Origin of the sequence: Streptomyces sp. NPDC006476, assembly GCF_040612015.1 — a bacterium.
Lineage (GTDB): Bacteria > Actinomycetota > Actinomycetes > Streptomycetales > Streptomycetaceae > Streptomyces > Streptomyces griseorubiginosus_B.
Map to the genome: position 1 here is coordinate 75,255 of NZ_JBEXPK010000013.1, position 17,195 is coordinate 92,449.

Here is a 17,195-nt window from a genome sequence, read left to right on the forward strand (position 1 = left end):
AGGCGACAGACAATGGGAGGAGCCGACATGGCGGCACAGACGCAGCGGGCCGTGCTGGCGGGCGGATGCTTCTGGGGAATGCAGGACCTGATCCGCCGGCTCCCGGGCGTGACCGCGACCCGGGTCGGATACACGGGGGGAGACGTGCCGAACGCGACGTACCGCAACCACGGCACCCACGCCGAGGCCATCGAGATCCTCTACGACCCCGAGAAGACCGACTACCGCACCCTCCTGGAGTTCTTCTTCCAGATCCACGACCCGAGCACCAAGAACCGCCAGGGCAACGACATCGGCCTCAGCTACCGCTCCGCGATCTACTACGTCGACGACGAGCAGAAGCGCATCGCCGAGGACACCATCGCCGACGTGGACGCCTCCGGCCTGTGGCCGGGCGAGGTCGTCACCGAGGTCGAGCCGGTCGGTCCCTTCTGGGAGGCCGAGCCCGAGCACCAGGACTACCTGGAGCGCTACCCCGACGGCTACACCTGCCACTTCCCCCGCCCGGGCTGGCGCCTGCCCGCCCGCACCGAGGGCTGAGCCCCTCCGCCCCGGTCCTCGGGAAGGCCCCCCAAGACGGACTGGCCATCAGCGGTATACGCACCCGCTGTGGCCAGTCCAGGCATGCTCACCGACCGTCGGCGAGATCAATGGCTGTGCGTACGCCCGCGGCGTACCGTTCGGGTCGTTCCCATGCCGCGAAGTGGCCGCCCATAGGCTCCTCGCTCCAGGAGCGGACGTCGAAGAAGCGGGCCGCGAACTCGCGGGGGGCGTTGACAAGGTCCCGCGGGAAGATCGTGAACGCGGTCGGGACCTCGATACGGCGGGTTGCCCTCGGCCCGCTGTCGACGTATGGCGTGAAGGAGGTGCCGATCGCGCCGCTGACCCAGTACGCCGTGATCCAGGTGAGAAGTTCGTCCCGGGTGAACACCTTCTCCACGTCGCCGTCGCAGTCCGTCCAGGAGCGCAGCTTCTCGAGGATCCAGGCGGCCAGGCCGGCCGGGGAGTCGCCCAGGGCGACGGCCAGGGTGTGGGGCTTGGTCGCCTGCACGTGCATGTAGCCGCCCTCCGCCTGCAGCCACGCGTGCCCGCGGGCGACGTAGGCGCGCTCGGTGGCGGACAGATCCTGCGGAGGATCGTCCCGGTACCGGTGTTGGGACACGTCGGTCAGATGCAGGGCCGCGACCCGGTCGGGATACTCGGTGGCCACCGCTTCGGCGACGTCACAGCCGACGTCCCCGGCCGAGACGACGTACCGCTCATATCCGAACTCGGACATGGCGTGCGCGACCGCAGCGGCCATGCGTGCCGAGGAGATGCCCCGCTCGGCGACGGGCGCGGCGAAGGGGAAACCTGGCAGGGCCGGGACGACCACATGGACGTCCGACAGCAGTGGCAGGACCCTTTCGAACCGCAGGACCGAGTCGGGCCAGCCGTGCAACAACAGTACGGCGACGGCGTCGTCGCGCGCCGCACGCCGGTGAACCGCCCGCACGGGCGCGAGGTCATGCTCGGCCAGCGCCCAGGGGTGGACGAGCAGACGGGCTTCGTGCTCCCGCCAGCCGTAGCCGTCGGCCCAGTGGTCAAGCAGGGAGTCGAGGTAGTCGGGGTCTACGCCCCGCAGCCATCCGTGGCCCTCGGGCACATCGACGCGCCGACGGGCACGCAGGCGTGCGCGAAGGTCGTCCAGCAGCGATTGCTCGACGGGTGGGGGAGCGGCCGTAACGCCGGTCATTCCTGATCCTTCCTGCCGGTTAGGACTCCTGCGGTCCTCCCTCGCGACTACCGCGCTTCCCTCCAGCCACACCTGCGCTCCTGACCGGAACGCCGACAGCGACGTGACCGGTCGCGTGGCTCAGACGGTGGTGTCGGTGAGTCCGACCGGGTTGCCGGACGGCAGCAGCCCCGACTTCCGTACCGCCGCGGCCAACGGCGTGAGCAACTCGGCGAGACGCGCGCTGTCTTGGTGGCCGAGGGCCCGCCAGGGGTGTTCGGCGAGGGAATCGGTCTGCGCCTCGACGGCGTCATGGGCGGCCGTGCCTGCCGCGGTCAGCGCCCCGTCTTCCGTCAGCCAGCCGCGCTCCCGCAGCTCCGCCTCGGCCGCAGCCCAGTCACTCAGATCCCACTTGCGGCCCTCGCGCAGCAGCGCCGCGTCGGAATCTCCCCTCGCCGCCTTCAGGGCCATCGCTGCGACGGGGGAGAGGCGATGGGCGACGAGCGTGGCGACATGTCCGTCACCGCGGTGTTCGCGCAAGGTGGTCAGGGCCTGCCAGAGGCGGGTGTGCGGCAGCCGGGGGCGGTCGAGGGCCTGATTGGCGGCGGCCAGCGGTCGTCCTGCGGTGTCGGCGGCTTCGGCGGCGTTCCACGCCAGGTCCGCGGCCTCGGCCAGATCCGCCGAGGTGATGACGTCGGGGCCGAACAGGCGCGTCATGGCGGCCTCCATGGCGCGTTCGCGCGCCGCCAGGACGTCCGGTGGGGCGGCGTACTGCCAGGCGTCCGGGAGCGCCCGTGCCACGCGATCGGGGTGGAAGACGTAGAAGCACGAGGTGACGACGGAGGCGGGTACGGCCCCGAGCGGAGCCGCCCGCAGGGCGAAGTAGCCCATCCAGAACCCGCGCATCCCGAGCTCGTCGGCGGCCCGGCGGGCTTCGGGTGCGAAGTAGACGAGATCGTGAACCGGTTCAAGCCGTTCCCACATCGCCCGTGCCGTGCTCGTCCCCATGCCGCATCCTCCTGCCGGTCGATCCGAACACGCGTCCTTCAGTGCGCTGCCGACAGCAAGCATGGGTTATGACCGCGGTCATAACAAGCTCCGCGCCCCTTCAATACATCGGGCCTCTCCCGCTCTGTTGACACCCTCCAGTCGCAACCCTATGTTCCATCGCGAGATAGATCCGATGAATTTCAGAGCCGAGCCGTCTGGAGGCGCCGTGTCCCATCCCTCCGTGCCCGATCCGTCCAGACGCTCCGTCCTCGCCACCGGATCAGCCCTGAGCGGCGCGCTGCTGACGGCGGGTCTGGCCGTCCCGCGGGCGTCGGCCGACGAGAGCGGGGCAACGGCGTCCGCACCGTATCCCTCGCACACCTCCGACCCCTGGCGCTCCGTTCTCGAGGACGCGGACATGGTGTGGCAGCGGATGCCGACGGCCTGGTACGAAGGCCCCTTCCTCGGCAACGGCTTCCTCGGCTCCGGCATCTACGTCGAGCCGGGCGCCACCGCGACGGCCGTGCGCTTCAACGTCCAGCACTCCGAAGTCCAGGACCACCGCCCCGAGTTCGGTTCCCTCTTCGGCCTGGCCCGGTTGCCGATCGGCCACTTCACCCTCGAGCCGGTGGGAGCGATCACCGGCATCGACTGGCGGTTGTCCCTGCGTGACGCCGAGTTGACCGGCACACTGACCACCGAGAAGGGCAGCTTGGCGCTGCGCGCCCTGGTCCACAACGACCGTTCGGTCCTGGCGGTGGAAGTGACGCCGAGCGAGGGCGAGCGCGGCTTTCGCTGGGTCTTCCATCCCGCCGACGCGATCAGCCCACGAGCCGCCTTCAAACCGCTCCCGGACGGCTACCAGGGCAACCCTCCCGCCCAGGTCGCCGACCACGACGGAGTCAGCGCCGCCGTCCAGCCGTTGCTGTCGGGCGGGCAGCACGTCACCGCGTGGCGCCAGCGCTCTGCCGGCCGGAGCCGGACGCTGTACGTACACGTCGCGCACTCCTATCCGCAGACCACGGCCCTGAACCGGGCACTCAGGACGATCCGCACGACCGCCCGACTTCCCTACGACGCCCTCGCGCTCACCCACCGCGCCTGGTGGCACTCGTACTACCGCAAGAGCTTCCTGTCCCTGCCCGACGCCCGCATCCAGCGTTTCTACTGGATCCAGCTGTACAAGGCCGCCTCCGCCGCCCGCCGCGACGCCCCCGTGATGGCCACCAGCGGACCCTGGCTGGAGCCGACCCCGTGGCCCAACACCTGGTGGAACCTCAACGCCCAGCTCGAGTACTGGCTCATCCACGGCTCCAACCATCTCGAACTCGACGCCATCACACGGGCGTTGAGCGAATACCGGGACAATCTCGCCGCCGAGGTGGCGCAGCCGTACCGCAGCGACTCGCTCGGCATCCCCCGCACCACCGATCCCCACCTGGTCAACGGGGCGGCCAGCCCGCTCATGGGCTACGGCGTCGGCATCCCGGGCCAGGACCCGCCCACCCCCGAAGTGGGCGATCTGACCTGGGCGTTGCACAACGTATGGCTCAGCTACCGCCACACCATGGACACCTCCATCCTGCGAGACGTCCTCTTCCCTCTCCTTCGCAAGGCGATCAACTACTACCTGCACTTCCTCGAGCCCGGCCCGGACGGCAGACTCCACCTGCCCGCCACCTTCTCCCCTGAGTACGGCGGCGACTCCCGGGACTGCAACTACGACCTGATGCTGCTGACCTGGGGCTGCCGCACCCTCGTCGAATCGGCCGAACTCCTGGGCGTCGACGACCCCTTGGTGCCCCGCTGGCGGGAGGTGCTGGCGAAACGGGTGCCGTATCCCACGGATGCGAACGGCTTCATGATCGGTGCGGACATCCCGTTCGCGAAGTCGCACCGCCACTACTCGCATCTGCTCGCGGTCTACCCGCTCTACGAGGTGACCGGCCGGACCCCGGACGAACGCGCCCTGATCGAGAAGTCACTGGCCCACTGGGTCGGCTTCGAAGGCGCCCTGCAGGGCTACACCTTCACGGGCGCGGCCTCGATGTCGGCGCTGCTGGGCAAGGGCGACGACGCCTTGCACTACCTCGACGAACTCATGACCCGCTTCATCCAGCCCAACACCATGTACCAGGAGTCGGGCCCGGTGATCGAGACACCCCTGTCGGCGGCCCAGTCGCTGCACGACATGATCTGCCAGTCCTGGGGCGGCACCATCCGGGTCTTCCCCGCGCTGCCCGCCGCCTGGGCGGACCTGGTCGTGCACGATTTCCGCACCCAGGGCGCCTTCCTGCTCGGCGCCCGCCGTCAGTCCGGCACCACCCGCTGGGTCCGGCTGCACAGCGAGGCCGGCGCTCCCTGCGTCGTACGGCACGGCATCGACGGGCCGGTCGAGGTGCGCGACGAACGGGGGCGCCCCCTCCGGTACGCGCAAGCCGGCGACGGAGCGATCAGGATCGCGCTGCACAAGGGCGAGACCGCGCTCATCACCGCGCGCGGTGACCACCCCGACCTGACCATCACTGCCGTACGACCGAATCAGGACGCACCACGCTGGGGGCTGCCCGCGTAGGCAACCGCCGATTCCTCATGCTCGCCGCGGCAACCCCACCCGACGCCCCAGCCCGAACTCCTCAGCCTGATCGTCACTGACCACCGCGAAGGTTCCCGAGGGCACGTGGGGCAACGCGGCGACACGAGACGCCACGTCCAGAAGCGCGTCTTCGTCGGCTCCGGTGACGACGAAGACGTAGACGTCCCCGTATTCCTCCCCGTCATCGAAGACCTCCACCGCGCTCTGCTCTTCGAGGTCCTCCAAGAAGCCCTCTATCTCTTCGATCCAGGGGACGATCACAGCAGCCGACGCTCGAGCCAACTTCACCGCACCTTCACATCCCGTCGACGGGTGTTCCGCTGTGTGCCGGGCACCCGGGGTGCACGGAAGGCGATGGAGGGTGGCGTTGTGATCGTCGTGGCGGTGTTGGTGGTTCCTCTGCTGGGTGGGCTGTTGCTGGTCATGGACCGTGTCGAGGACTGGGTGACCGCGGCGCCCGGCCCCCCGCGGCACGCGCATGCGCGGCGTCATCTGAAGCTGATCCCCGGCGGGTTGCAGAAGTCTCGTGACGTGCCCGCGCCGGAGTCGGCACGGCGTGAGCCGGACGCGGCCTGAGGCCCCGACACCCGCGTTCACTCGACACGGTGAGCCCGCGGTAATCCGGGCGCGGCGGGGTAATGGGACGTCGATCAGCCCCCGTTGAGAAGGAGCCGACGATGACTGATGACGCCTACCTGTTCCTGCTCGGCGACATCTCCGCGCCGCTCGGGGTGACCCCGGCGGCCGTCGGTGACCTCGCCTGCATGGAGACGCCCGCCGTACGCGCATGGCTGGACGCACAGAAGAGCACGCCGACCTCTCCGCATCTGCGGCTGCTGCCGCCGGAGGAGACCGGGTCCATTCCGGAGGGGACCGAGCGGCTGCCCGTCCCGCTCAGCGAGGAGGAACTGAGCCGCGTCCGCCACCACTTGACACCCGAGCCGCTCGCCCAGGTCGAGCAGGAGCTGCTCGCCTACCGCGACTGCTCCGACGGCCGCGACAACCTCATCGGACGGGCCCTCGCCGCCGGCGTCCCGCCGCACCGCATCGTCGAACTGACCGGAGTGGATCCCGCGACGGTCACGGAGGCGGCGCGCGGCTGACGACACGCCCGCCTCGGCCGCCCTCGGCCTCAGCCGAACCGGCCGTACCCGGATCAGTGGTGGACCGCCGTCGCCGTGGACGGCTGCTCCGCCTCGGCCTGGGCGGTGCCTCCGGGGTGGCGCAGCGCGCAGAAGTAGCCGATGCCCAGGGCGATGGCCATGCCGTAGAAGACCCACTGGTTGGCCTCGGCGAAGTCCATGCGAATCGTCGACATCGCATCCCGCATCATCGTCGCCGCCGTACCGGAACCGGTGGGCTGTCGCGCGTCACCGTTGCCCGCGATCACTTCCGCGGCGTCCTGCGCCACGGAGTGCGCGGCGGCCGAGGACAGGCCGCGGGCGGTGAGGCTGTGCACGACGTTGTCGGTCATGGCGTGGTTCAGCACGGTTCCGAAGACGGCCAGACCGATGCTGGCGGCGTAGTTGCGGACGGTCTGGGTGATGCCGGTGACCTCGCCGTAGGTGGCGTCGATGGAGCGGTTGACGGCGTCCGTCGAGGCGGGGGCGAGGATGAAGCCGATGCCGGCGCCCGCGAGTGCCGCGTAGGGCCACTGGTCGTGCATGGACAGGTCGGTGAGTTTGCCCGCCCACAGGGCGAAGCCGACGGCGCCGACCACGCAACCGATCTTCATGGCCGGTCGTGCGCCCTGCTTGTCGAGGATGCGGCCGCCCCACTGGGAAGCGATCGCGAACCCGGCGAAGACGTAGAGAAGGAACAGTGCGGCCTGGTTGGGGGAGGCGCTGAGGGAGACCTGGGCGTAGACGGAGGCGAAGAAGAACAGCGGGACGAACGCCAGCATCGCGAAGAACAGCACCAGCGAGTCGACTGTGAAGGCGCGGTCGCGGAAGACCGCCAGGTTGATCAGCGGATGACGGGTCCTCAGCTCGTAGCGGCAGAACACGGCCAGTACGGCCAGACCGCCGATGATGCACCCCCAGGTCGCGGCGCTGTCCCACCCCCAGGCCGACGCCTGCTGGAAGCCGAGCACGCTCAGACCCATGCCGGCTGCGACCAGTACGGCGCCGACGACATCCAGTGTCTCGTCGCGGCGGCGGTCCGAGATATGGGCGAGGGCGGTCAGGATCAGGGCGACGACGGCGACCGGCACGTTGACCCAGAAGATCGCGCGCCAGGTCCAGGACGTCAGCCAGCCACCGAGCAGCGGGCCCAGCGCGGTGAGGGCGCCGGTCAGTCCGAAGAACAGGGCGAGGGCCCGGCCGCGGCGCCGGACGGGGAAGACCGCCACGACCACCGCCAGCGCCGCGGGAAAGAGCAGCGCGGCGCCCAGCCCCTGGGTGGCCCGGAAGACGATCAGCCAGGTCAGCGCGTAGTCGCCCTTGGGGACACAGCCGCACAGCACCGAGGAGACGACGAAGACCAGGGTGCCGATGACCACGACACGGCGTGGGCCGAACAGGTCGGCGAGGCGTCCGCCGAGGGCGAAGAAGGCCGCCAGGGCCAGCAGATAGGCGTTGACCACCCATCGCATACCCGACGCGGTCAGGTGCAGCTCGTAGACGATGTCGGGTGCCGCGATGGACACGATCGTCTGGTCGATGAAGGTCATCGCCACCGCGAACATCATGGCGGCGAGAGCCAGTGACTGGGAGGGCGCGGGAGCGGCGTGAGCGGCCCTGCTCCCGGCGCGTTCGGTGTTTCTACCGATCACCCGACCAGGATGCGCCCACGGTCCCGATACCGCATCCGATACGTTCTCGACCTGCGGATTTTCACTGTTCCAGGATGACGATCGCCTGCACCGCGCGGCTCAGCACCACCACGCCCGTGACGATCAGGAGGGCGCCCAGCGCGGCCGGCGCCAGCCACCAGCCCGTGCGGATCTCCTCGTCGAACAGCACGACGCCGAGCGCGAGGCTCACCGTCGCGTCGCCGATGGTCAGCGCCGGCTGGGACGCGGCCAGCGGGCCGACCTGCAGGGCGTTCTCCAGCAGGAGCACCGCCATGACTCCGGCAAGGGCGAAGCCGTAGGTCTGCCAGGAGGTGAGGAAGGCCGTGAGGCCGTGGTCGGCGAAAGTGCCCGTCGCCGTTTTGAGTAGGGCGGCCGTGACGGCGTTGGCGATCGCGGCGGCGGCCCCCAGGAGAGCGGCCCGCACCGCTGCGGGGCGGCCTTGGCCGGACAGCAGGACGGCGACCGCCACCGCCCCCAGGCAGGGGCCGAGGCCGACGATCCATCGCGCCGGCGAGGCCTGGTCGGTGGCCCCGTGCGGGGCGGCCGAGGCGAGGACCAGCGCCAGGCCGGCCACCACGGCGCTCACTCCCCACCAGCCCCAGGCCGGCAGCCGTCGGTGCATCAGCGGCGCGGCGATCATGAGGGCGAAGGGCAGCTCCAGGATGAACAGCGGCTGGACCAGGGCCAGGGGGCCGTTGACCAGTGCCAGGCTCTGGAAGAGCGCGGCGCCGATCACGCCGGCCATGCCGATCACCCAGGCGGGCCGACGGACCAGTTCCCCCAGCAGGCGCAGCCCCCGTCTGTCGGCGGTGGAGGCCGCCTTGCGCTGGAAGGCGGTGCCCATGGCATTGCTCGCGGCGCCCGCGACGGCGAAGACAGCGGCGAACTCGATCATGCGGCGCCTCGGCTGGCAGGTACAGGGCTCTGTCCGGTTTCCCCTTCTGGCCTCAAGCAGCCCTCAGCCTACGAGGCGGCCGGTGCTCGGGCATGCGGGATGTTGCCGAAGTCTGCATGGCGTCCCCCAACGGGGCACCCTGGTGGGTATGGGCAAGAGCGCACTGATCGTCATCGACATGATCAACACCTATGATCACGCCGACGCCGACCTGCTGCTGCCCTCGGTCACGGAGGTCGTACCACGGGTGGCCGCGCTGCTGGAGCGAGCCCGCGACAACGACGTACCCGTCATCTACGTCAACGACAACTTCGGCGAATGGCGCTCGCACCACGGCGAACTCCTCGACAAGGCCCTGTCCGGTCCGCACGCGGCACTCGTGGAACCGCTCGTGCCCGACGACCGCTCCCTCTTCGTCGTCAAGGCACGCCACTCGGTCTTCTTCGAAACCCCGTTGAACTATCTGCTCTCCCAACAGGGCATCGACCACCTGGTGTTGTGCGGGCAGGTCACCGAGCAGTGCATCCTCTATTCGGCGCTGGACGCCCACATCCGCCACTTCGGCGTGACCGTTCCCCGGGACGCGGTGGCCCACATCCACGGCGACCTCGCCCAGGCCGCACTGCGCATGATGGAACGCAACATGGGCGCCCAGGTGCGTGACGGCGACGATCTGTGGCGCGGCTGAGCACAGCCTGCCCCCTTCGCGTTCCAGGACCGTGGTCGTGTCAGGACCCTCTGTAGTGATGAACTGCCCGTCCCCGGAGCGAGGTTGACGCGAGTTCCCCCTGAGGTGGATCATCCACTTCGCAGAAGCCGACGGACAGCGGCGCAGAGTTCGTGCAGAGGCGCGCGTACTCGTAGTCGGTCGACCACCTGACGCGCCGTCATATGTGCTGTCCGCCCGGCCGTTTCGATCTCTCTCAGGTCCGGGGGACCTTCATGACCACAAGCAGTACCGGACGCGGACACGCGTCCAAGCGTCGCCGTGTGAGCCTGTTGGCCGCGGTCGCGCTCGCCGTCGGGGGCGGCATAGCGGTGCCGATGACGGCACTGGCCACCGGTACGGCCGCGCCCGCGGCAACCGGTCTGCAGCAGGACTTCAAGGACGCCGCAGACGCGTATCACGTCCCGCGCCAGGTGCTGCTCGCGGTGGCGTACCAGGAGTCCGCCTGGGAAACCCATCCCGGGCAGCACAGCACGGACGGCGGCTACGGGCCGATGCACCTGACCGACGTCACCCCGGCCATGATGGCCGGCGGCGACGCGGGCGCGGCGGGCCGCGGCGATCTGACCAAGCTGGCCGCCGACCCGGCCCTGCACACCGTGCAGGCCGCCGCGAAGCTGACCGGCCTGTCGGCGCAGAAGCTGCGCACCGACCCGTCCGCCAACATCCGCGGCGGCGCGGCCCTGCTCGCCTCGTACCAGAAGGCCGCGACCGGCTCCACCTCAGCGGAGCCCGGCAACTGGTACGCGGCCGTGGCCCGTTACAGCCAGTCCACCCGGCGCCAGGGCGCCGAGGCCTTCGCCGACCGCGTCTTCGCCACCATGAAGAAGGGCGCCCACCGCACCACGACCGACGGCACACGCGTCTCCCTGACGGCCGACACCGATGTCCGCCCGGCCACCGGCCAGTTGGCGTCGCTGCACCTGAAGGCCGCGGCGGACGCCACCACCGAGTGCCCCACCACCGTCGCCTGCACCTTCGTCCCGGCGTCGCCGTCCAACGGCCAGGTCTCCAACCGCCCCGCCAACGGCATCCGGATCGACACCATCGTCATCCACGACACCGAGAGCTCCTACGACGCCGCCATCACCACTTTCGAGCAGGCGGGCGGCGCCGCGGCGCACTACGTGATGCGCTCCTCCGACGGCGCGGTCACGCAGATGGTCCCCACGAAGGACCTCGCCTTCCACGCGGGCAACTACTCCACCAACATGCACTCGATCGGCATCGAGCACGAGGGCTACGCCGCCCACGGCGCGACCTGGTACACCGAGGCGCAGTACGAGGCCACGGCCGACCTGGTGAAGTACCTCGCCGCCCGCTTCGGCATACCGCTGGACCGCGAGCACATCATCGGCCACGACAACGTCGCCGGCCCCAAGTCCTCCCTCGTCTCCGGCATGCACTGGGACCCGGGCCCGGGCTGGGACTGGAACCACTTCATGAACCTGCTCGGGGTGCACACCGGGCCCCGCGGCGTCGGTCCCGTCGGCTCGGTCGTCACCATCGCCCCGCGCTTCGACGCCAACCTGCAGACCGTCCAGATCTGCCCCTCCGACGACCCGACCGGCGCCACCACCGCCTGCACCGAGACGCAGCAGAAGGCGAACCTCGTCTACCTGCGAACCGAGCCCAGAGACACCGCCCCGCTCTTCGGCGACCAGGCCATCCACCCCGGCGCGGCCGGCACCGACCGCATCAACGACTGGGGCAGCACGGCCGTGGCCGGCCAGCAGTTCGTCGTCGCCGACCAGGACGGCGACTGGACCGCCATCTGGTACAGCGGCGCCAAGGTGTGGTTCTACAACCCGCACGGCTGCAATACCGCGCCGGCCCACGGCGTGAAGGTGATCACGGCGGCCGGCAGCTCCCCGGTGGCGGTGTACGGCTCCAGCTACCCCGACGCCTCCGAGTACCCCTCGGGTCTGTCGCCCTCCACGCAGGCTCCGCTGAGCATGTACACCGTCCCCACCGGCCAGGCCTACGTGGCGACCACCGCACCGTCCCTCACGGACGACTACTTCCCCTCCAGCGGGCGGGTCGTCACCGGCGCCAAGGCGATGTACACCATCCAGTACAACCACCGCGTCGCCCTCGTGTACGCGGCGGGCGTCACGGCCACGGACGCCTGACACCCGGCTGAGAGCACACCGACGGACAACCCCGGTGCCCAGGAGGTTCCCGCCTCCTGGGCACCGGTCGTACCCCGGGGCCCCGGGAGGACCTGTCCCCATGCGACCAAAGGGGCCGCCATCAGCCCGGCAGCGCCACCGGCTGGCCCGTGCGCAGTGACTCGTACGCCGCCAGTACCACCCGCAGGGACCGCAGGCCCGCCTCCCCGTCCGGGGCCGGGCGTCGGCCGGTGCGGGCGGTGTCGAGGAAGGCGTCCAGCATCGCCGCGTCCAGGTCGTCGCCCCCCGGTTCCCAGCGGGCGCGGGCGGTGGTGGTGTCGAAGCCGTCCAACAGCCGGGGGAAGGCGTCGAGTTCGACGATCGCCCGCTCGCCCACGCAGGTCAGCGTCAGACCGCCCCACGTCGGATGGTCCCGCGGGTGGCTCCAGCTGCAGTCCACGGCGGCCACCGTGCCGCCGGGGTAGCGGATGGTGACCAGTCCCGCGGTCTCCACGTCCAGGCCGAGGTCGGCGTCCAGGACGGCGTTGGCCTGGGCGTAGACCTCCGCGGCCTGTTCGCCGTCCAGGAGCACGTCCAGCAGGTCGGCGATGTGCACGGTGTGATCCATCAGCGCGCCGCCGCCCGCGAGTTCACGGCTGCCGAACCAAGGGCTCGAACGGGCCGGATTGCGGCCGTTGTTGGTGCCGTGGACGCTGATCACCCGGCCCAGCGAGCCGTCTGCCACGGCCCGGCGCAGCGCGGCGAAGGCGGAGCCGAAACGGACCGGGTAGGCGGTCATCAGGCCGACCCCGGCACGGGCACAGGCGTCGATGACGGCGCGGGCGTCGGCCTCGGTGGTGGCCAGCGGCTTCTCGCACAGCACATGGGCACCGGCCGCCGCGGCTCGTTCGACGAGGGCGCGGTGGCGGGCGTTCTCGCTGGTGACGACGACCGCGTCGAGCGGCTGGGCGAACACCTCGTCCCAGGTGGCGGCGTACGGCACGCCGAGCCGCTCGGCGACGGCCGGGCCGCGGTCCGGGTCGCCGGGCGGGGCGTCGGGGTCGGCTGCGACGAGATCGACGTCCTCGCGGTCGCGCAGCAGGGTGAGGTAGGTGGCGGCGTGGACGTGGGCGAAGGACAGAACGGCGACTTTCACGCGGGGCTCCCCTCGAGACGCACGGCCCGCCCGGTGCGCGCGGACACGGTGGCGGCTTCGGCGATGCGGACGGCCGCCACACCGTCTTCGGCGGTCACTCGAGGCTCGGGCCCGCGCCCAGTGAAGGCGGCGGCGAACTCGGCTATCTGAAGGGCGTACGGGGACTGGCCGAAGTCGCCCGACAGGATGCCGTCGGCCCCGGCGGCGTCCCGGTCGCTGCCGGTGACGCGCAGACCGGGGGAGGCCAGTGAGTCGTGGCTGAGGGTGCCACCGGTACCGGCGACGTGGAACGTGGTGCGGAACGGGGTGGCGGGCGGCGCCCACACACCCACCACCTGAGTGATCACCCCGCTCCCATGGGTGAGGACGGCGGTACCGGAGGCCACGGCCCCCTCGGGGGCGGGGGAGGTGAGATGGCCGCGTTGGTCGGCGTGGACCCGGACCACCTCGCCGAACAGCCAGCGCGCGATGTCGAAGTCATGGATCATCTGGTCGACGAGAATCCCTCCGGAGCGCTCCGGGTCGGCGAACCAAGGGCTCCAGGTGGGATAACGGCCGGTGCGGGTGAACCGGGCCACCGCGACGCGGCCCAGCGCACCGGCCGCGACCAGTTCGCGCAGCCGGGCGTAGGCCGGGAAGAACCGCACCACATGCCCGGGGTAGAGACGCAGTCGCGCGGACCGGGCGGTGTCGGCGATCAGTTCGGCGTCGGCGGTGGTGAGGGCCAGCGGCTTCTCGCACAGCACGTGCGCGCCGGCGGCCAGGGCGGCGAGCGCGATCTCGCGGTGCGTGTCGGTCGGGCTGCACACGTCCACCACGTTCGCCCCGGCGATCGCCTCCTGTCGCGTGCCGACGGCGGTGGCGCCGAAGTCGCGGGCCAGGCCGGGGGCGTGGCCGTCGGGGGCGTAGATGCGGACACGGGCGCCGAGCGCGGTCCAGGCGGGCAGATGGGTACGGGCGATGCCGCCCGCGCCGATCAGAGCCACGTCGAGTTCTGCCATCTGCTGCGAGCCTCCTAGCCCTTGAGGGCGCCGCTGAGCACGCCGTTGATGAAGTGCCGCTGGAAGAAGAGGTAGACCAGGACGACGGGCGTGATGACGATGAGCGTCGCCGCGGCCAGCAAGGGCACGTCGACGTCGAACTGCCCGGTGAAGAAACCGAGTCCGGCCGGGGCCGTCCGTCTGCTCGGGTCCTGGATCAGGATCAGCGGCAGCAGGAACTGGTTCCAGCTCCACACGAAGTACAGCACGCCGAGCGTGGTGACGGCAGGCCGGGAACTGGGCATGAGCACCCGCCACAACGTCGTCCAGGACGAGGCCCCGTCCAGCCGGGCGGCCTCGATGAGGCTGCGCGGCATGGTCGCGAAGTGCGCCCGCATCCAGAACACGCCGAAGGGCATGAAGGCGGCGATCTCCGCCAGCGCCAGCCCCGGCACGGTGTTGGTCAGTCCGAGTGCCCGCAGGTCGTAGTAGAGCGGGATGACGGTGACCTCGGTCGGGATGGACAGGCCGAGGAGCAGGTAGGCGTAGAGCTTTCCGCCGCCGGGGACGTCCATGGTGGCCAGCGCGTACCCGGCGAGCGTGGCGCACAGCACGGCGGCCGGGACGACCGCGAGAGCGATCACCGTGCTGGAGCGCAGCAGCGGCCCGAACCCGGCGCGGGACCAGGCGTGTACGAAGTTCTCCAGATGGATGCCGTGTGTCGGCAGCGCCAGCCCGGTCAGCGGTGTCCCGGCGGGCTGCACCGAGGCCAGCAGGAGCGACAGGAACGGTACGAGGACGGCGGCGCAGAAGAGTGCCAGTACGGCCGGTGCGGCGAGCCCTTTGGCCCTGTGGGTCGTCACGGGGCCTCCCGGGCAAGGCGGTTGATGACGAGGACGGCGACGGAGATGACCGCCGTCAGGACGACCGCGAGCGCGCCGGCCAGGCCCACCTGCCCGCCGCCGAAGGCGAGACGGTAGATGAGGATGCCGGGCACGACGGTGCTGTTGCCGGGGCCGCCGCCGGTGGTGATGTAGATGAGGTCGAAGCTGGACAGCGCCGCGATCACGGTGATGGACAGCGCGACGGCGATCTCCGGTCGCAGCAGGGGCACCGTGATGGACCAGAACTCCCGCACCGGGCCCGCGCCGTCGACCCGGGCGGCCTCGTGGATCTCCTGGTCGATGCGCTGCGTGCCGGAGAGGAACAGCACCATGCACAGTCCGGCCACCACCCAGGTGCCGATCAGCCCCACGGCCGGAAGCGACCAGCTGAAGCTGCCCAGCCACGAGTCGGCGAACCGGCCCAGGCCCACCGCGCGCAGCACCTGGTTGAGGGTGCCGTCCTCGGCGTACACCCAGCGCCAGATGATGGCGACCGCGACCAGCGGCACGACCTGCGGCAGGAACAGCAGCGTACGGACGGCCACCGTGCCGCGGCGGCCGGAGCGGCGGGCGACGATGGCCGCCGAGACCAGGCCGACGCAGATGGGCAGGACGGAGAAGAACAGGATGAGCGCGTCGGCATGCCAGGCCGCCGCGCGCAGCTGTGGATCGCTGAAGACCTTGCGGTAGTTGGCGATCCCGGTGAAGGACGGCAGGGTCACACCGTCCCAGTCGAACAGGGACAGGTAGGCGGTGTGCAGGGCGGGCAGGACGGCGAAGAGCGTGTACGGCAGCAGGGCGGGCAGCACGTACAGCAGGGCCGTGGCACGGCGCCCTCGCCGTGCGCCGGGCCGCCGGCCGGCCCGGGCGCGGGCGTGGCCGGTGGGCGCGGGCCGGGGACGGTGGGTGGTGACGGCCATCAGCTGTGGTACTGGTCGAAGTCGGACTGGAGGTTGGCCAGGAACTTCTCCACGCTCACCTTGCCGCCGGCCAGCAGCTGCAGTTGCGTGGTGAGGGTGTCGGGCATGGTCGGGCTGGAGGCGTTCTGGACGAACGGCTCGAGGCCGGAGTCCTTCGCGATGCCCTGCCAGCTGGTGGCGACGTCGCCGAGCAGTCCGCGCTGCTGCGGCATGGAGGAGGCGTCGGGGGCCATGAAGCCGGACTTGGCGATGATGGGCGCGGCTTCGGTGCTCGCGCAGAAGTCCAGGAAGGCGGTGGCCGCGGCGGCGTGCTTGGTGTTGCCGGCGACGCAGTAGTAGACGCCTGCGCCGGTGGTGTGCAGGGTGCCGCCCTGGTCGGCGGGCGGCGCGTTGAACATGCCCGCGTCGTCGCCGAGGCCCTTGGCGACGGCGGCCGCGGCCCAGTTGCCGCTGATGCGGAAGACGCCGGTGCCCTTGGCGAAGGCCGCCGTGGCGTCGTTGTCGCTGACGCCGTTGACCTTCGGTGTCACATAGCCCTTGTCCACCCAGCGTTTGAGGGTCGCGGTCGCGGCGACGGCCTCCGCTCCGGTGATCTTGGCTCCCTTGTGGCCGTAGGCCCAGGCCTGGCGGTCGGCCGGCTTCATGTAGACGGAAAGGAGCACGTTGAAGGGGTGGTTGAGGCCACCGTCGAGGTTGCCGGTGACGAGCGCGGTCTCACCGGCCGCCTTGGCCTTGGCGAACATCGCCTCCAGGTCGGCGATTGACGCCGCCGGTACGGTGATGCCGAGCTTCTTCGCCTTGGCCTTGTTGTAGTAGACGCCCTCGAAGGACAGCCCACCGGACACGCCGTACAGGGCGCCGGTTCCGGTGGTCCGGCCGTCGGCGGTGAAGGTGATCTGGTCGAGGCCGGGGAACTTGCCGGGCCAGCCGTACGCCTTGCTGTAGGCGCCGACATCGAGCAAGAGCCGTCCCTTGACCAGGTTGTTCATGCCGGAGACGAACTGGGCGATGTCGGGTGCGCTGTCCGCGGACATCGTGGTGTTGATGCTCTTGAGGTAGTCGTCCCAGCCCGTGTACTGGCGCTTGAAGGTGATGTTGGGGTACTTGGCGTGAAAGGCCGCCATCAGTCCGGGCGTCATGGTGGTGTCGTCCGCGTCGGCGATGACCAGGGTGATCTTCTCGGTCGGGACGGCGGTGGCGGCGGGCCCGGACGCGCCGCTGCTCGCGGACGACTTGGCCCCGGGGGTCAGGGAACTGCCGCACGCGGCGAGCAGGGTGGTGCCGGCGGCGGCGAGGAAGACGCGTCTGGGCAGATGGGTCGGGAGATGCGGGCGACTGTGGCTCATGGCGGTGTCTCCTGGAACGGCGGAGAGGGTTGCCGGGGCGCCGGGTGGGGCCGGTCCGGGGCGAAGGCCGTGGGAAGGCGGA

General features: G+C 70.7%; 16 protein-coding genes. 6 read left to right on the top strand and 10 right to left on the bottom strand.

Annotation, left to right across the window (positions count from 1 at the left end; genetic code table 11):
* Nucleotides 1–27: 27 nt before the first annotated feature.
* Nucleotides 28–540 carry a peptide-methionine (S)-S-oxide reductase MsrA gene (gene msrA / locus ABZZ74_RS16695; protein ID WP_356765418.1) on the top strand — a complete coding sequence of 171 codons (513 nt, stop codon included), beginning with the start codon at nt 28–30 and terminating at the stop codon, nt 538–540.
* Between the two features lie 88 nt (nt 541–628).
* On the opposite strand, the gene ABZZ74_RS16700 is transcribed toward msrA, so the two are convergent.
* Together ABZZ74_RS16700 and ABZZ74_RS16705 are read right to left on the bottom strand one after the other, a co-directional pair.
* Entirely contained in the window at nt 629–1,735 is a 1,107-nt protein-coding gene (locus ABZZ74_RS16700) for an epoxide hydrolase family protein (protein ID WP_356765420.1), read from the bottom strand.
* A gap of 120 nt (nt 1,736–1,855) precedes the next feature.
* Nucleotides 1,856–2,722: a hypothetical protein gene (locus tag ABZZ74_RS16705; protein WP_356765422.1), complete on the bottom strand. Its 867-nt coding sequence runs from the start codon at nt 2,720–2,722 to the stop codon at nt 1,856–1,858.
* Between the two features lie 208 nt (nt 2,723–2,930).
* Between ABZZ74_RS16705 and ABZZ74_RS16710 the strand changes: the two genes are divergently transcribed.
* Nucleotides 2,931–5,279 carry a glycoside hydrolase family 95-like protein gene (locus tag ABZZ74_RS16710; protein WP_356765424.1) on the top strand — a complete coding sequence of 783 codons (2,349 nt, stop codon included), beginning with the start codon at nt 2,931–2,933 and terminating at the stop codon, nt 5,277–5,279.
* A gap of 15 nt (nt 5,280–5,294) precedes the next feature.
* On the opposite strand, the gene ABZZ74_RS16715 is transcribed toward ABZZ74_RS16710, so the two are convergent.
* On the bottom strand, nt 5,295–5,588 hold the full coding sequence (locus tag ABZZ74_RS16715) for a hypothetical protein (protein ID WP_356765426.1): 294 nt from the start codon (nt 5,586–5,588) through the stop codon (nt 5,295–5,297).
* An 81-nt stretch (nt 5,589–5,669) separates the two neighbouring features.
* On the opposite strand from ABZZ74_RS16715, the gene ABZZ74_RS16720 reads away from it, so the two are divergent.
* Together ABZZ74_RS16720 and ABZZ74_RS16725 are read left to right on the top strand one after the other, a co-directional pair.
* Nucleotides 5,670–5,876 (top strand): hypothetical protein, encoded by a 207-nt coding sequence (locus ABZZ74_RS16720; protein ID WP_356765428.1) that lies wholly within the window; start codon nt 5,670–5,672, stop codon nt 5,874–5,876.
* A gap of 101 nt (nt 5,877–5,977) precedes the next feature.
* On the top strand, nt 5,978–6,403 hold the full coding sequence (locus tag ABZZ74_RS16725; RefSeq protein ID WP_356765430.1) for a DUF6003 family protein: 426 nt from the start codon (nt 5,978–5,980) through the stop codon (nt 6,401–6,403).
* A gap of 53 nt (nt 6,404–6,456) precedes the next feature.
* Here ABZZ74_RS16725 and ABZZ74_RS16730 read toward each other — a convergent pair whose 3' ends face one another.
* Together ABZZ74_RS16730 and ABZZ74_RS16735 are read right to left on the bottom strand one after the other, a co-directional pair.
* A complete protein-coding gene (locus ABZZ74_RS16730) occupies nt 6,457–7,989 on the bottom strand; it encodes an MFS transporter (RefSeq protein ID WP_356765680.1) in 1,533 nt (510 codons plus the stop codon).
* A 145-nt stretch (nt 7,990–8,134) separates the two neighbouring features.
* Complete coding sequence (locus tag ABZZ74_RS16735) at nt 8,135–8,989, bottom strand: DMT family transporter (protein ID WP_356765432.1); 855 nt, start codon at nt 8,987–8,989, stop codon at nt 8,135–8,137.
* Nucleotides 8,990–9,137: 148 nt separating this feature from the next.
* Between ABZZ74_RS16735 and ABZZ74_RS16740 the strand changes: the two genes are divergently transcribed.
* A complete protein-coding gene (locus ABZZ74_RS16740) occupies nt 9,138–9,677 on the top strand; it encodes an isochorismatase family cysteine hydrolase (protein ID WP_356765434.1) in 540 nt (179 codons plus the stop codon).
* Between the two features lie 254 nt (nt 9,678–9,931).
* Complete coding sequence (locus ABZZ74_RS16745) at nt 9,932–11,848, top strand: N-acetylmuramoyl-L-alanine amidase (protein ID WP_356765436.1); 1,917 nt, start codon at nt 9,932–9,934, stop codon at nt 11,846–11,848.
* Nucleotides 11,849–11,969: 121 nt separating this feature from the next.
* Here the strand turns inward: ABZZ74_RS16745 and ABZZ74_RS16750 are convergent, their stop codons facing one another.
* From ABZZ74_RS16750 to ABZZ74_RS16770, 5 genes are read right to left on the bottom strand one after another with little or no spacing between them, the layout of a single operon-like run.
* Nucleotides 11,970–12,983 (bottom strand): Gfo/Idh/MocA family oxidoreductase, encoded by a 1,014-nt coding sequence (locus ABZZ74_RS16750; RefSeq protein ID WP_356765438.1) that lies wholly within the window; start codon nt 12,981–12,983, stop codon nt 11,970–11,972.
* Complete coding sequence (locus ABZZ74_RS16755; protein ID WP_356765440.1) at nt 12,980–13,984, bottom strand: Gfo/Idh/MocA family oxidoreductase; 1,005 nt, start codon at nt 13,982–13,984, stop codon at nt 12,980–12,982. The genes ABZZ74_RS16750 and ABZZ74_RS16755 overlap by 4 nt, the downstream gene beginning before the upstream one ends.
* A gap of 14 nt (nt 13,985–13,998) precedes the next feature.
* Complete coding sequence (locus ABZZ74_RS16760) at nt 13,999–14,826, bottom strand: carbohydrate ABC transporter permease (RefSeq protein ID WP_356765442.1); 828 nt, start codon at nt 14,824–14,826, stop codon at nt 13,999–14,001.
* Nucleotides 14,823–15,767, bottom strand: coding sequence for a sugar ABC transporter permease (locus ABZZ74_RS16765; protein ID WP_356765444.1), 945 nt, complete (start codon nt 15,765–15,767; stop codon nt 14,823–14,825). The genes ABZZ74_RS16760 and ABZZ74_RS16765 overlap by 4 nt, the downstream gene beginning before the upstream one ends.
* The gene (locus ABZZ74_RS16770; protein ID WP_356765446.1) at nt 15,767–17,113 is read right to left on the bottom strand and encodes an extracellular solute-binding protein; all 1,347 of its coding nucleotides are present in this window, start codon (nt 17,111–17,113) and stop codon (nt 15,767–15,769) included. Before ABZZ74_RS16770 ends, ABZZ74_RS16765 begins: the two co-directional genes overlap by 1 nt.
* Nucleotides 17,114–17,195: the final 82 nt, after the last annotated feature.

Coding starts and splice junctions, on each gene's coding strand:
- msrA (WP_356765418.1), top strand. CDS start 28: ATGGCGGCACAGACGCAGCGGGCCGTGCTGGCGGGCGGATGCTTCTGG.
- ABZZ74_RS16700 (WP_356765420.1), bottom strand. CDS start 1,735: ATGACCGGCGTTACGGCCGCTCCCCCACCCGTCGAGCAATCGCTGCTG.
- ABZZ74_RS16705 (WP_356765422.1), bottom strand. CDS start 2,722: ATGGGGACGAGCACGGCACGGGCGATGTGGGAACGGCTTGAACCGGTT.
- ABZZ74_RS16725 (WP_356765430.1), top strand. CDS start 5,978: ATGACTGATGACGCCTACCTGTTCCTGCTCGGCGACATCTCCGCGCCG.
- ABZZ74_RS16730 (WP_356765680.1), bottom strand. CDS start 7,989: ATGATGTTCGCGGTGGCGATGACCTTCATCGACCAGACGATCGTGTCC.
- ABZZ74_RS16735 (WP_356765432.1), bottom strand. CDS start 8,989: ATGATCGAGTTCGCCGCTGTCTTCGCCGTCGCGGGCGCCGCGAGCAAT.
- ABZZ74_RS16740 (WP_356765434.1), top strand. CDS start 9,138: ATGGGCAAGAGCGCACTGATCGTCATCGACATGATCAACACCTATGAT.
- ABZZ74_RS16745 (WP_356765436.1), top strand. CDS start 9,932: ATGACCACAAGCAGTACCGGACGCGGACACGCGTCCAAGCGTCGCCGT.
- ABZZ74_RS16755 (WP_356765440.1), bottom strand. CDS start 13,984: ATGGCAGAACTCGACGTGGCTCTGATCGGCGCGGGCGGCATCGCCCGT.
- ABZZ74_RS16765 (WP_356765444.1), bottom strand. CDS start 15,767: ATGGCCGTCACCACCCACCGTCCCCGGCCCGCGCCCACCGGCCACGCC.
- ABZZ74_RS16770 (WP_356765446.1), bottom strand. CDS start 17,113: ATGAGCCACAGTCGCCCGCATCTCCCGACCCATCTGCCCAGACGCGTC.